Consider the following 14208-nt stretch of genomic DNA (forward strand, 5'->3'; position numbering starts at 1 on the left):
TCAGCGACCGCGATTGAAATTCTGACCCCTCTCGCGGTTCCGATCGTTGTCGTGATCGCGATCTCGATCATGGTGGCGCTCGTGCCCCCGATGATCCAAACCGTGATTTCCGGGCTTGCCGTCATCGTCATGCCGGCCATGGCCATCATGCTTGTCGGGCCTATCCGGCTTGTCATGATGCGGCTTATCGTGGTGCGGCCTGTCATGATGCGGCCTGTCATGATGCGGCTTGTCATGATGCGGCTTGTCGGGCTTGTTCGGCCGTTCCGTTTGCGGCTCGGCCTGTCTCTGTGGCGGATCCTGCCTTTGCGGAGCAACTGCCGGCGGAGGCCGAGTTCTGTCTTTTCTTTCCGGCGCGACTGAGGCCATATTGCAGCCGCCGAGCATACCGATGCCGCCCGCAAGTCGCTGATTGCCGGAGAGGAAGGGGAGGGCGCGCTGATTTCCGAGCGTCGCGAGGATGCTGGGGTCGACCCGGCGTGCCGCGGACATATCGCCATTCGGCTTGGCCACCACGCAATCGCAGCGCTGCTGCAACTGCCGGCAGCCGCCCGGGCCGCAGAAACGGGCAGCACCATTCAGCAGCACGACGGCGGTCGTGCCATCAGGGCCGACGTAGAAATCGAAAGCGGTGCCGCGAACGCCGATCGTGCCGGCCGGCGTCAGGATCTGGTAGGCTGAAGAATTGGAATTACCGCTGACCCAACGGAATGTGCCCTTTGCCGCCCGGATAGTCAGTTTCTTGACCGATTGGGAATCATCGAAGACATATTTGTCGATCACGACCGACGAGCCCCAGCCGACCGCGAGCTTCGTGCCGTCACGAAACACGAATTGGCCAAGCCCCGATTGCGATGTCTTGATCCGCTCATTGCGATGAACGCGGGTGTCGACCTCGATCGGCCCGCTCTGTCCCGTCACCTGCGTCTTGATGACGACGGCCTGGCCGACCGGCTCGGCGGCGAGCGCCGGCCATGCGCCGTTTAACGCGATGCAAAGCATCGCGACTGATACTGCGCGCCAACCCCACATGATACACGTACCCCCGGGAACAGGCGATTGTTAACATTTTAGCAATTGCTTGTCTTCTAACCCTCTTGGGTTAGAAGACCGGCTGGCGGCAAAGCGGAAATGCCGCGGCTTGCGTCTTCCGCCTGAAGCGACATTCTCTTCAGCGTGTCGAAACCAAAGCTCTCGCGCGTCGCAAAAGAACCGTTGTGCCGCATTTGGATTTGCGATTTGTATGAGCGCGGAGAACAAGCCCTTTCCCCAAGGAGAAGAAGGCGGATGCGGAAATATTCGGTTTTTGCCGTGGCACGGGAGGCCCTTCGTGGCCACAAGGGTTGGGAGAAGCAGTGGACTTCGCCTGAGCCGCGCGCCGAATACGACGTCGTCATCATCGGCGCCGGCGGCCACGGGCTGGGTGCTGCCTATTATCTCGCCAAGGAGCACGGCATCACCAATGTGGCGGTGATCGAGAAGGGCTGGCTCGGCGGCGGCAACACCGGCCGCAACACCACCATCATCCGCTCGAACTATCTCTACGAAGAGAGCATGCACATCTACGAGCATTCGATGAAGCTCTGGGAGGGGCTTTCCCAGGAGCTCAACTACAATGTGATGTATTCGCCGCGCGGCGTGATGATGCTCTCGCACAATATTCACGACCAGCAATCCTTCAAGCGGCATATCCACGCCAACCGGCTCTACGGCATCGACAATGAATGGCTGACACCGGAGCAGGCGAAGGCCTATTGTCCGCCGCTCGATATCTCGGCCAGCGCGCGCTACCCGATCAACGGGGCGGCACTGCAGCGGCGCGGCGGCACGGCGCGGCACGACGCGGTTGCCTGGGGTTATGCGCGGGCGGCTTCAGACCGCGGCGTGCACATCATTCAGAATTGCGAAGTGACCGGTATCCGGCGCGGTCCGGACGGACGGGTGACCGGGGTCGAGACCTCGCGCGGCTTCATCGGCGCCAGGAAGGTGGCGGTGTCGGCGGCCGGCCATACGACAACGGTCATGCAGATGGCTGGGGTGCGCGTGCCGCTGCAATCGAGCCCCCTACAGGCGCTGGTTTCCGAACCACTGAAGCCGATCTTTCCCTGCGTCGTCATGTCGAACACGGTGCATGCCTATATCTCCCAGTCCGATAAGGGAGAACTCGTCATCGGCGCCGGCACCGACCAGTACAATTCCTATTCCCAGACCGGCGGGCTGCAGATTATCACCCACACGCTCGACGCCATCTGCGAGCTCTTCCCGATGTTCCGGCGCGTCAAGATGATGCGGCAATGGGGCGGCATCGTCGACAACACGCCGGATCGTTCGGCGATCCAGTCGAAGACGCCGGTTCCCGGGCTCTACGTCAATTGCGGCTGGGGCACCGGCGGCTTCAAGGCGACGCCAGGCTCGGCCAATCTCTTCGCGCATCTGATTGCCCGCGATGAGCCGCACAAATTCAATGCCGGGCTGACGCTGGATCGTTTCCGCAGCGGCCGGCTGATCGACGAAGCGGCGGCGGCGGCGGTGGCGCACTGATGTGGACGGCGGCTCTCCTCGCAATCGGGATCGACGGCGCGGCCATGCCGGCCAGTGACGTCTTTCCCGGCGTCGGGGATTTCCGCCTGCAGAAGATCCACAGGGCTGCCGGCGAAAGCGAGTGGCCCTTCGTCGCCGAGAGCGGCACGCTGCTTTGTGCCCTGGTCCTGCGCCAGCCAGCCGTTTATTTCGTGCCTGGGGTCGGCGGAGCGCCGGGACGTGCCTTCGTGATCGACAACGATCTCACCAAGATGGCTTTTGCGAATATCGGCATGACCGATGTGCTGGAGCCCTATGACAATTTCGAACAGCTTCTCAAGCGCCTCATTCCCTATGTGCGATGGGAAAGCGTCTCTGCAATCAACCTCCGGGAACCAATGTTTCCGGGTCGGAACTCTAAGACGGGTAACACATGCTGCTGATCTATTGCCCATACTGTCAGGAAGAGCGCTCCGAGCTCGAATTCCGTGGCGCGGGTGACGCGCATATCGCGCGGCCCGCCGAGATCGCCTCGATCTCGGACGAGGAATTCGAGGCCTATTTCTTTCTGCGCGACAATCCGAAGGGGCTGATCTTCGAACGCTGGCGGCACATTCACGGCTGCGGGCGCTTCTTCAACGCGGCTCGCGATACGGTGACCGACAAGTTCATCGTGACCTACAAGGCGGGCGAACCAAAGCCTGAGATCGGTGCGGCGGCAGCGCAGCATGGGCCTGTCGAGACATATGAAGCCGTGGAAGGAGAGGCGCAATGAGCGGCGCGAACCGTATCGCCGGCAAAGGGCGCCTGACACCGGCCAGGACCGCGCGCTTCAGCTTCGACGGCAAGAACTATACGGCGCTCGAAGGCGATACCGTGGCCTCGGCGCTGATCGCCAACGGCGTGCATCTTCTGGGACGTTCGTTCAAATATCACCGGGCCCGCGGTATTCTGTCGGCAGGGGCCGAGGAGCCGAACGCGCTGATCGACGTTTCCCGCGATACGGCGCGCAAGCAGCCGAACGTGCGCGCCACCGTGCAGGAAGTCTTCGACGGCATGATCGTCAGTTCGCAGAACCGCTGGCCCTCGCTTGCCTTCGATGTCGGCGCGATCAACAATCTGATGTCGCCGTTCTTCGCCGCCGGCTTCTACTACAAGACCTTCATGTGGCCGCGCGCCGCCTGGAAACACGTCTACGAACCGCTTATCCGTCGCGCCGCCGGCCTCGGCGTCGCCCCGACGGAGGAGGATCCGGACCATTATGCCAGCCGTTATGCCCATTGCGATGTGCTGGTGGTCGGCGCCGGTGTTGCCGGGCTCTCGGCGGCGCTGGCTGCGGCCGAGACCGGCGCGCGGGTAATCCTTTGCGACGAGCAGGCGGAAGCGGGCGGCGCATTGCGCTACGATACCGGCGTGACGATCGACGGACAGGACGGCAATAGCTGGGCACAGAAGGCCGTGGCGCGGCTGAAGGCGATGGACAATGTCGAGGTGCTCACCCGCACGACCGCCTTCGGCTACTACAACCACAATTTTGTCGGTCTTGCCGAGCGCGTCACCGATCATATCGCCAAGCCTTCCCGCGATCTGCCGCGCGAGCGGCTTTGGCAGGTCCGGGCCAAGCGGGTCATCCTTGCCACCGGCGCGATCGAGCGGCACATGGTCTTTCCGAACAACGACCGGCCGGGCATCATGCTCGCCTCGGCGGGGCGGATGTATCTCAATCATTACGGCGTCGCGGTCGGGGCCAAGGTCGGCATCTACACGGCGCACGACTCGGCCTATGAGGCGGCTTTCGACCTGAAGCGGGCGGGTGTTTCGATCGCCGCCATCGTCGATAGCAGGCAGGCGCCGGGAGCGGCTGTGCTGGCAGAGGCGCGGGCGCTCGGCATCGATGTTCTGGCCGGCCAATCGGTCGTCAACACGTCGGGGCGCCTGCGCATCTCGTCGATGACGGTGGCGCGCAACGGCGGCGGTTCGCCACGCAAGATCGCGGTCGATGCGCTGCTGGTTTCGGCCGGCTGGACGCCGTCGGTCCATCTGTTCTCGCAGTCGCGCGGCAAAGTGGCCTTCGATGCCGAAAGCCAGCGTTTCCTGCCCGGCTCCTATGCCCAGGACTGCCTCTCGGTCGGCGCTTGCAACGGCACCGACGACCTGCAGCGGACGATCGAGGAATCGCTTGCCGCTGGCGAGCTGATGGCGCAGGCCACCGGCAGAAGTGGCGGCGAGAAGATCGCAATTTCGGCTGAGCAGGCTTATGATTGGACGGGCGGCATGATCGGCGCTGCCGAAGGCGCCGGGCCAAAGACCAACGCCAAGGCCTTCATCGATTTCCAGCATGACGTCTGCGCCAAGGATATCCGCCTTGCCGTGCGCGAGGGCATGCATTCGATCGAGCATATCAAGCGCTTCACGACCAACGGTATGGCCTCGGACCAGGGCAAGCTGTCCAACATGCATGGCCTGGCGATTGCCGCCGAAATGCTCGGCAAGGAAATCCCGCAGGTCGGACTCACCACCTTCCGTGCGCCCTATACGCCGGTCACCTACGGTACGCTGATCGGCCATTCGCGCGGAGAGCTGTTCGATCCGACACGCAAGACGCCGCTGCACGACTGGGAAGAAGCCCATGGCGCGGTTTTCGAGGATGTCGGCAACTGGAAGCGTGCCTGGTTCTATCCGCAGGCCGGCGAGACCATGCACCAGGCGGTCGCTCGCGAATGCCGGACGGCACGCGAGGCGGCTGGTATCTTCGACGCCTCGACGCTCGGCAAGATCGAGGTGGTGGGGCCGGATGCGGCGGAGTTCCTCAACCTCATCTACACCAATGCCTGGGACACGCTGAAGCCCGGCAAGGCCCGCTACGGCATCATGACCCGCGAGGACGGCTTCGTTTATGACGACGGTGTCGTCGGACGCCTGGCGGACGACCGTTTCCACGTCACGACGACGACCGGTGGCGCGCCGCGCGTTCTCCATCATATGGAAGATTACCTGCAGACGGAATTCCCGCATCTGAAGGTATGGCTGACCTCGGTGACCGAACAATGGGCTGTCATCGCCGTGCAGGGGCCGAAGGCGCGCGAGATCGTCGCGCCGCTGGTCGAAGGGCTCGATCTTTCGAACGAGGCCTTCCCGCATATGAGCGTTGCCGAGTGCACGGTCTGCGGCGTCCCGGCGCGGCTCTTCCGCGTGTCCTTCACCGGTGAAACCGGCTTCGAAATCAACGTGCCGGCCGATTACGGCCAATCGGTGCTCGAAGCGGTCTGGGCCAATGCCCAGCCGCTCGGCGCCTGCGTCTACGGTACGGAGACGATGCACGTTCTTCGCGCCGAGAAGGGTTACATCATCGTCGGGCAGGATACGGATGGGACGGTAACCCCCGATGACGCTGGGCTTTCCTGGGCGGTTTCGAAGAAAAAGACGGATTTCGTCGGCATTCGCGGGTTGAAGCGGCCGGATCTCGTCAAGGACGGGCGCAAGCAGCTCGTCGGCCTCATCACCAAGGACCCGAAGCTGGTGCTCGAAGAAGGCGCGCAGATCGTCGCGAGCCCGAACGAGCCGAAGCCGATGACCATGCTCGGCCACGTCACATCAGCCTATTGGTCGGAAAATTGCGGCAGGTCGATCGCCTTCGCGCTCGTCGCCGGCGGTAGGGCGAGGATGGGTGAGACGCTCTATGTGCCGATGCCGGACCGGACAATCGCCGTCGAAGTGACGGATCTGGTATCCTTTGACAAGGAAGGGGGCCGTATCCATGGCTGATGTCGCAATTCGCAAACCGGCGATTGCCGGACGTCTCGGCGGCTCCGCGGCGGTGCGGCTGACGACCGCTCCCACCGTCAGCCGGGTGGCGCTGCGCGCGCCGGCGGGATCGCTTGCAGCAATTTCCTCTGCTCTCGGCCTGGCGCTGCCGGATGCCCCGAAGACATCCGGCCGGGCCGGCGACCGATCGGCGCTCTGGATTGGCCCGGACGAGTGGCTGGTGATCGACGAGGCCGGCGCCGATCTGATGGCAGCACTTTCCGGCGCCGGCACGTTGCATTCGGCGACCGACGTTTCCCACCGCAATGTCGCGATCATCGTCTCGGGACCGGGTGCGGAGGCGACGCTTTCGGCCGGCTGCCCGCAGGATCTGTCGCTTTCGTCCTTTCCGGTCGGCGCCGCATCACGCACGATTTTCGGCAAGGCTGAAATCGTGATTTTCCGTACGGAAGAAGACACGTTCCGGGTGGAGTGCTGGCGGTCGTTTTCGGATTATGTCTTCGGGTTGCTGAACGAGGCGGCTCATGACGCCGGGCACTGAGTCTCAGCAAGTCGCGGGCGTGCGCCCGTTCAAGAGGTAAGCGGATGCTGCACCATGCCTCCCTCGGCGTTTCCGACATCGAGCGGTCGGCGGCATTTTACGATGCTGCCCTTGCTGCGCTCGGTTATATCAGGGTCTGGGACGATATCAGGCCGGGGCAAACAGGGCAGGCAGTCGGCTACGGTCCTCCTGGTGGTGGGGACAAACTGGCGATCAAGCATCGCCCGGACGGCCAGCGTGCGCCCGGCCCGGGCTTTCATCTGGCGTTTGCTGCGCCGAACCGCCAGGCGGTCGATCGGTTCTATGCGGCGGCAATCGCGCATGGCGGCAGCGACAATGGCCGTCCCGGGCTGCGGTCTCATTACGATGAGCACTATTATGCGGCGTTCGTCATGGATCCCGACGGACACGCTCTCGAAGCTGTGTTCAATTCGGCCGAGTAACAAAAGCAGTTTTGCTCAGACGTCCTCGGGACGGTCCTTCGGGTCGAATTGGATAATGGTGATCCATTTTGCCGTCAGCGCCGGCTTCTTCTCGTTTTCGATCTCGATTGTGACGTCATAGGTGGTCATCAGCATGCCGGCGCCGCGGAAGCGGGCTTCGGAAAGCAGGAAGCGGCCGCGGACGCGGGCGCCGCTTTTCACCGGCGTCATGAAGCGGACGCGATCGAAGCCGTAGTTGATGCCCAGTGTCTGCTCGCGCACTTTCGGCAGGCAATTGTAGTTCATCGTCGACAGCAGAGACAGGGTCAGGAAGCCGTGGGCGATGGTGCCGCCGAAGGGGCTCTCGACCGCCGCGCGTGCGGGATCAACGTGGATGAATTGATGGTCGTCGGTCGCCGACGCGAAGGCGTCGATCATCGTTTGGTCGACGGTGACCCAATCCGAAAGGCCCGTTTCCATGCCGATCAATCCCCGCACGTCGGAGAGTGAAATTTCCGTGACCATGAATTCCTCGTGAAATAAGCCGCCGCGGCAAAGCCTTATCGTGCATTTGTGACGATTGCGACAAGGATTTGTGCGAGGGAGGGGAGGCGGTCAATTTTCTACGAAAAAGGCAATCGAGCGCGGCTCGACGGTTGCGCGGCCACCGGTTTTCTTCGTTCCATCCGGGATCAGCTGGCGCCAGCCCGGTTCGCCCTCAGAAGGCAGCGTGAAAAACTGGCGGCTCCCCGAGCGGTTGAAAAGCACACCGAGCCGGGTCTGCCTGCCGCGAGAGGAGCGGTCACCGGTCGATAACAGCATGCCGAGGGTGGAAAGCGACGGCGTCTCCCATTCGGCAACGGTCATCGGCTCACCGGAGAGCGAAATCCATTCGACATCGCCGTTTCCTGACAGGAAGCCCGTTTCGGAGAAGACGGTGAAGCGGCGGCGCAGCCCCGCAACGAAGGCGGTGTGGGCGATGAGATCTCCGTCCAACGCCTTCCAGTCCAGCCAGGTGATCTCGTTGTCCTGGCAATAGGCGTTGTTGTTGCCGTGCTGGCTGCGGCCGCCCTCGTCGCCCGCCGTCAGCATGATGCTGCCGCGAGTGGCAAAAAGCGTTGAGATCAGCGCCATCGCATCGTCCCGGCGACGCTTGCGGATCGTCGGATAGACGGTTTCCCCCTCGACGCCGTTGTTCCAGGAGTGGTTCTCGTTATGGCCGTCGCGATTGTGTTCACCGTTGGCGTCGTTGTGCTTTTCGGCATAGGAGACGAGATCGATCAGCGTGAAGCCGTCATGGGCGGCGAGGAAATTGACGCTGCGCGTCTCCTTGCCGTCGTTGCGGGAGAAGATGTCGGAGGAGCCGGCGAGTGCGGTTGCCAGCGCGCCGGTCTTCCAATCGTCGCCGCGCCAGTAGCAGCGCAGGTCGTCGCGAACCCGGTCGTTCCATTCAAGGAAGGGCGGCGGGAAATTGCCGAGCTGGTAACCGCCCGGGCCGATATCCCAGGGTTCAGCGATCATGATCCGGTCGGCAAGCACATCGTCGGAGAGGATCGCGGCCAGTGTTCCGTCGCGTTCGAAGCCCGTTGCGGTGCGGCCGAGCACCGGGGCGAGATCGAAGCGAAAACCGTCGACGCCGGCGTTGAGCACGAAATGGCGCAGGCTGTCGACGACGAGGCGGCGAACCCCAGGATGATCGCAGGCGAGCGTGTTGCCGGTGCCTGTGTCGTTGACGAGTTCGCCCGGGCAATTCTGGGCGTGGCGATAATAATGCAGGTTGTCGAAGCCACGCAGCGACAGCGTCGCGCCATAGCGGTCGCTCTCGCCGGTATGGTTGAAGACGAGGTCGAGGATGACGGCGATACCTTCGGCATGGAGGGCCGCGACCGTCTCGCGCAGTTCCGTCATGCCGCCGGGGACGAGCCGCGGATCGAGCGCCATGAAGGCGACGGGATTGTAGCCCCAGCCGTTGGTGAGGCCGAGCGGCGGCAAATGGCGTTCGTCGATCCAGGCGGTGATCGGCATCAGTTCAACGGCATCGACGCCGATCCGCTTCAGATGCGCGACGACGGAGGGATGGGCAAGGGCTGCGACCGTGCCACGCTCAGCCTCCGGCACGTCGGGATGGAGAATGGTGAAGGGCCGCACCGCCACCTCATAGATAAAGCCGCCCGGCTTGAACAGCGGCTTGCGGATCGCGGCTCGGGTATCGGTGGTGACGATCGTCTTCGGCATCAGATCCTGGCTGTCCTCGCCATAGATGCCGAGGCGGGGATCGTAGCGGAACGGCCTGTCGATCTCCTTGGCGTAGGGATCGATCAGCAGTTTGGAAGGATCGTACCAGAGGCCGTTATCGGGCGCATAGATACCGTCGGCGCGATAGCCGTAGCGTGCGCCCTCCTTCAGCCCGTGGACAAACAGACGATGGAAGTAGTTGCTGTCGCGCGCCATCGGCAGACGCGCGAATTCCCTGTTGCCGTCATCCTCGAAGAGGCAGAGTTCGATCTGTGCGGCATGATGCGACCACACGGCAAATTCGACGCCGGTCTCGAAGACGATCGCGCCGGCTTGCGCCGAACTGTTCCCCCGCATGTTCCCCCCGGATCAGGTGATCACGGTTGGCGCATCGCGTCCCGTGCGTTCACGAATGCTGGCTATGCTTTCGGCGGCGGCGATCAGATCGGCGAGCGCTTCCTGCGTTTCGATGTTGTGGCGAGTCGAATCCGGCTCGTAGCGTTCGATATAGACACGCAAGGTTGCGCCAGACGTGCCGGTGCCGGACAGGCGGAAGACGACGCGCGAGCCGCCCTCGAAGAGCACACGGACACCTTGATGCTCGCTCACCGATTTGTCGATCGGATCGTGATAGGCGAAGTCGTCGGCCTTCTCCACCTTCAGGATGCCGAAGCTCTTGCCGGGCAGAGTGGGAAGCTGGCTGCGGAGATTGTCCACCAAGCCGTTCGCCGCATCGGTGTCGAGGCCTTCATAATCATGGCGAGAATAATAGTTGCGGCCGTAGGTCTGCCAGTGCTGGGTGACGATGTCGGCGACGCTCTCACCGCGCACGGCAAGAATATTCAGCCACAGCAGCACGGCCCAGAGGCCGTCCTTTTCGCGGACGTGACTGGAACCGGTGCCGGAGCTTTCCTCACCGCAGATCGTCGCCATGCCGGCGTCGAGCAGGTTGCCGAAGAATTTCCAGCCGGTCGGCGTTTCGTACATGCCGATGCCGCGCTTTTCCGCGACGCGGTCGGCAGCACCCGATGTCGGCATCGAGCGGGCGATGCCGGCAAGGCCGCCGGAATAGCCGGGGGCGAGATTGGCGTTGGCGGCAAGGATCGCCAGGCTGTCGGAAGGCGTGACGAAGATGCCGCGGCCGATGATCAGGTTGCGGTCGCCGTCGCCGTCGGAAGCAGCGCCGAAATCGGGCGCGTCATCGCCCATCATCTCATCGAAGAGTTCCTTGCAGTGCACCGGGTTCGGGTCCGGATGATGGCCGCCGAAATCCGGCAGCGGCATGAAGTTGCGCACCGAACCCGAGGGCGCGCCGAGACGATTTTCGAAGATTTCCTTGGCATAGGGGCCGGTGACGGCGCTCATCCCATCGAAGGCAATGCGGAAGCCGAGGCTGATCAGATTGCGGATGGCGCCGAAATCGAACAGCTCTTCCATCAGCGCGGCATAGTCCTCGACCGGGTCGATGACCGAGAGGATCGTGCCGCCGGGAAGCTCGTCCTTGCCGATGCGGTCGAGATTGACATCGGCGAAATCGGCGATCTTGTAGCTGTCGATCGTCTTGGAGCGCGCATAGATCGCGTCGGTGATCTTTTCCGGCGCCGGGCCGCCATTGTTGATGTTGTATTTGATGCCGAAGTCTTCGGTCGGGCCGCCGGGATTGTGGCTGGCGGAGAGGATGATGCCGCCGAAAGCCTTGTATTTGCGGATGATGTGGGAGGCGGCCGGCGTCGACAGGATGCCGCCCTTACCGACCATGACTTTGCCGAAGCCATTGGCCGCGGCCATCTTGACCGCCTTCTGGATGACTTCGCGATTGTAGTAGCGTCCGTCGCCGCCGATGACGAGGCACTTGCCCTGATAGCCTTCCAGCGAATCGAAGATCGACTGGATGAAGTTCTCCGCATAGTTCGGCTGCTGGAAGACCGGAACCTTCTTGCGCAGTCCCGATGTGCCGGGTTTCTGGTCCAGATAGGGCGTGGTGGATACGGACTTGATCATTTTAGGTCACATGCCTTTCGAGACGAGGCTTGAATAGAGGGCAGCGTAGCGTTCGGCGCTCTTCTCCCAGGAGACATCCGATTTCATGCCCTGCTTTTGCAATTGGGTCCAGAGTTTTCGGTCCTGATAAAAATGCATCGCACGGCGGATTGCCTGTAGCATGCCTGTTTCTGTCACGGGGGCAAATTGTATGCCGGTTGCGACTTTCGCCGCAAGTGCGGCGTGATTGGCGTCGATCACGGTATCATTCAACCCGCCGGTGCGGGCGACGATCGGCACGCAGCCGTAACGCAGGCCGTAAAGCTGGGTCAGGCCGCAGGGTTCGAAGCGCGAGGGGATGATGATCGCATCGCAGCCGGCCTGCATCAGGTGCGACATCGGCTCGTTATAGCCGATCGAAACGCCGATGCGGCCGGGATGGCGGCTGGCGGAGGCGAGCAGCGCACCTTCAAGGGCGGCTTCGCCGGAGCCGAGCACGACGAGCTTGCCGCCCATGGCGACGATCTCATCGGCGACGTTGGCGACGATATCCATGCCCTTCTGCCAGGTAAGACGGCTGATGACGCAGAAGATCGGGGCGTCGTCATTGTCGAGACCAAAGAATTCGGCGATCGAGCGCCGGTTCTCCTCGCGGTTCTTCAGCGTCGTCGGGCCATAATGGGTGTGGACGACAGGATCGGTCGCCGGGTTCCAGATATCGGTGTCGATGCCGTTGACGATGCCGTGCAGATCGTCGATGCGGCTGGCGATGACGCCCTCGAGCCCCATGCCGAATTCCGAGGTCAGGATCTCATCGGCATAGGTCGGGCTGACCGTCGTGATCGCATGGGCAGTCTTCAAGCCGCCCTTGAGGAAGCCGACAGTGCCGTAATATTCGATGCTTTCAGTGGCGAAGGCATGGGCAGGCAGGCGCAGGCCGGGAAAGATCTCGGAACCGAACTGGCCCTGGAAGGCCATGTTGTGGATGGTCAGCACGCTCGGCAGTTCCGGCGTCGGGTAATAACGCATATAGACCGACGTCAGTGCCGCCTGCCAGTCGTGGGTATGGACGAGATCCGGCCGCCAGCCGGGCAGCAGGCCGGCGGCGATCTCGGAGGCGGCCAGCGACAGGGCGGCGAAACGACGCCAGTTGTCCGGATAGTCCTTGCCGAGCGGATCGAGATAGGGCCCGCCCGGCCTGTCGTAATAGGCCGGCGCATCGAGGATGAGCAGATCGAGGCCCTCGTGCTCAACCTCCAGCACGGTTGCCCGCTCACCGAGCAGGTCGGGGAATTCGAGCCTGACGACGGCGTCGCGAATGACCTTCATGACGGCGGGATAGCCGGGCAGGAGGGTCTTGGTCTCGACCCCGAAGGCTTTCAGAGTAATCGGCAGGGCGCCGGACACATCGGCCAGACCCCCTGTCTTGATCAAAGGGAAGACTTCGGACGAAACCGAAAGAACTTTCATAAGTCAGATATCCAGCTTGTCGATCATCGGTTGCGTGATCAGGCAGATGCCGCTTTCCGTCCGCCGGAAGCGCTTGGCATCGAGTTCGGGATCCTCGCCGACGACCAGGCCTTCCGGAATGACGACACCATGGTCGATCACCACATTCTTGAGCTGCGCGCGCCGTCCGATCTTCACGTTCGGCAGGATGACCGCTCCCTCCATCTTGGAGAAGGAATTGGCCCTGACACCGGTGAAGAGCAGGCTGTTGTTGAGGCTGGCGCCTGAAATGATGCAATCGCCCGACACGACGGAGGAGGTGGCCGAGCCGCGGCGATCCTCGTCGTCATGGACGAATTTTGCCGGCGGGGTGATCTCGGCATAGGTCCAGATCGGCCAGGACTTGTCGTAGATATCGAGCTCCGGAACGATCGCCGTCAGATCGATATTGGCCTGCCAATAGGCGTCGATCGTGCCGACGTCGCGCCAGTAGGGCTCGTGCTCGAAATCGGAACGGACGCAGGACTTGGCGAAGCGATGGGCAACAGCCTTACCGTTCTTGACGATATAGGGGATGATGTCCTTGCCGAAGTCGCGGCTCGAGGTCGGATCGGCGGCGTCGCGGCGCAGCGCATCGAGCAGGAACTTGGTGTGGAAGACGTAGATGCCCATCGAGGCGAGGGCGAAATCCGGCTTGTCGGGAATGGGTGGCGGATCGGCCGGTTTCTCGACAAAGGCGATGATCTCGTCCTTCTCGTTGACATGCATGACACCGAAGCCGACCGCTTCCATGCGGGGCACTTCCAGGCAGCCGATGGTGACGTCGGCGCCGGAATCGACGTGCTGCTGCAGCATCCATTCATAGTCCATCTTGTAGACGTGGTCGCCCGCAAGAATGACCATGTATTCGACGCCGTAATCCTGAATGATGTCGATGTTCTGATAGACGGCGTCGGCCGTGCCTTCATACCATTGCGTCTCGGAGACGCGCTGGCTGGCGGGCAGAATGTCGAAGCTCTCGTTGCGTTCGGGGCGGAAGAAGTTCCAGCCACGCTGCATGTGGCGGATCAGCGAATGCGCCTTGTATTGCGTGGCGACTCCGATGCGGCGGATGCCTGAATTCAGGGCGTTCGACAGGGCGAAATCGATGATGCGGGCCTTGCCGCCGAAATAGACGGCCGGCTTGGCACGCCGGTCGGTGAGTTCCTTGAGACGGCTTCCCCTGCCGCCTGCCAGGACATAAGCCATTGCATCGCGGGCAAGGGGCTGAACGCGCTTTTCTACCATTTTCTCCTC

At 62.7% G+C, this 14208-nt stretch carries 11 protein-coding genes and 1 pseudogene; 6 read left to right on the top strand and 6 right to left on the bottom strand.

What is annotated here, in order from left to right; all coding sequences use genetic code 11:
• Positions 1 to 1032 (bottom strand): FecR family protein, encoded by a 1032-nt coding sequence (locus G9X64_RS17950; RefSeq protein ID WP_171377106.1) that lies wholly within the window; start codon positions 1030 to 1032, stop codon positions 1 to 3.
• 255 nt (positions 1033 to 1287) lie between these two features.
• Here G9X64_RS17950 and G9X64_RS17955 point away from each other — a divergent pair, with 255 nt between their 5' ends.
• The 6 genes and pseudogenes from G9X64_RS17955 to G9X64_RS17980 all read left to right on the top strand — a co-directional run bounded on the left by G9X64_RS17955 (position 1288) and on the right by G9X64_RS17980 (position 7269).
• Positions 1288 to 2541 carry a sarcosine oxidase subunit beta family protein gene (locus G9X64_RS17955; protein WP_018243577.1) on the top strand — a complete coding sequence of 418 codons (1254 nt, stop codon included), beginning with the start codon at positions 1288 to 1290 and terminating at the stop codon, positions 2539 to 2541.
• Positions 2541 to 2941, top strand: a pseudogene (locus tag G9X64_RS17960) (hypothetical protein). The gene G9X64_RS17955 and the pseudogene G9X64_RS17960 overlap by 1 nt, the downstream one beginning before the upstream one ends.
• Before the next feature lie 12 nt (positions 2942 to 2953).
• Complete coding sequence (locus G9X64_RS17965) at positions 2954 to 3295, top strand: sarcosine oxidase subunit delta (protein WP_168315418.1); 342 nt, start codon at positions 2954 to 2956, stop codon at positions 3293 to 3295.
• Positions 3292 to 6285 carry a sarcosine oxidase subunit alpha gene (locus tag G9X64_RS17970; RefSeq protein ID WP_171377107.1) on the top strand — a complete coding sequence of 998 codons (2994 nt, stop codon included), beginning with the start codon at positions 3292 to 3294 and terminating at the stop codon, positions 6283 to 6285. Before G9X64_RS17965 ends, G9X64_RS17970 begins: the two co-directional genes overlap by 4 nt.
• Positions 6278 to 6826, top strand: coding sequence for a sarcosine oxidase subunit gamma (locus G9X64_RS17975; RefSeq protein ID WP_168308595.1), 549 nt, complete (start codon positions 6278 to 6280; stop codon positions 6824 to 6826). The genes G9X64_RS17970 and G9X64_RS17975 overlap by 8 nt, the downstream gene beginning before the upstream one ends.
• A gap of 44 nt (positions 6827 to 6870) precedes the next feature.
• A complete protein-coding gene (locus tag G9X64_RS17980) occupies positions 6871 to 7269 on the top strand; it encodes a VOC family protein (RefSeq protein ID WP_168308594.1) in 399 nt (132 codons plus the stop codon).
• 15 nt (positions 7270 to 7284) lie between these two features.
• Here G9X64_RS17980 and G9X64_RS17985 read toward each other — a convergent pair whose 3' ends face one another.
• The 5 genes from G9X64_RS17985 to glgC all read right to left on the bottom strand — a co-directional run bounded on the left by G9X64_RS17985 (position 7285) and on the right by glgC (position 14199).
• Positions 7285 to 7773, bottom strand: a complete 489-nt coding sequence (locus G9X64_RS17985; RefSeq protein WP_168308593.1) for a MaoC family dehydratase — start codon at positions 7771 to 7773, stop codon at positions 7285 to 7287.
• A gap of 90 nt (positions 7774 to 7863) precedes the next feature.
• Positions 7864 to 9840 carry a glycogen debranching protein GlgX gene (gene glgX / locus G9X64_RS17990; RefSeq protein ID WP_171377108.1) on the bottom strand — a complete coding sequence of 659 codons (1977 nt, stop codon included), beginning with the start codon at positions 9838 to 9840 and terminating at the stop codon, positions 7864 to 7866.
• 12 nt (positions 9841 to 9852) lie between these two features.
• The gene (locus G9X64_RS17995) at positions 9853 to 11484 is read right to left on the bottom strand and encodes an alpha-D-glucose phosphate-specific phosphoglucomutase (RefSeq protein WP_168308591.1); all 1632 of its coding nucleotides are present in this window, start codon (positions 11482 to 11484) and stop codon (positions 9853 to 9855) included.
• 6 nt (positions 11485 to 11490) lie between these two features.
• On the bottom strand, positions 11491 to 12933 hold the full coding sequence (gene glgA / locus G9X64_RS18000) for a glycogen synthase GlgA (protein WP_171377109.1): 1443 nt from the start codon (positions 12931 to 12933) through the stop codon (positions 11491 to 11493).
• 3 nt (positions 12934 to 12936) lie between these two features.
• Positions 12937 to 14199, bottom strand: a complete 1263-nt coding sequence (gene glgC / locus G9X64_RS18005) for a glucose-1-phosphate adenylyltransferase (protein ID WP_171377110.1) — start codon at positions 14197 to 14199, stop codon at positions 12937 to 12939.
• Between the last annotated feature and the right edge of the window lie 9 nt (positions 14200 to 14208).

The sequence above is a fragment of the Rhizobium sophorae genome, from assembly GCF_013087515.1.
In the GTDB taxonomy this organism is placed as follows: Bacteria; Pseudomonadota; Alphaproteobacteria; order Rhizobiales; family Rhizobiaceae; genus Rhizobium; species Rhizobium sophorae.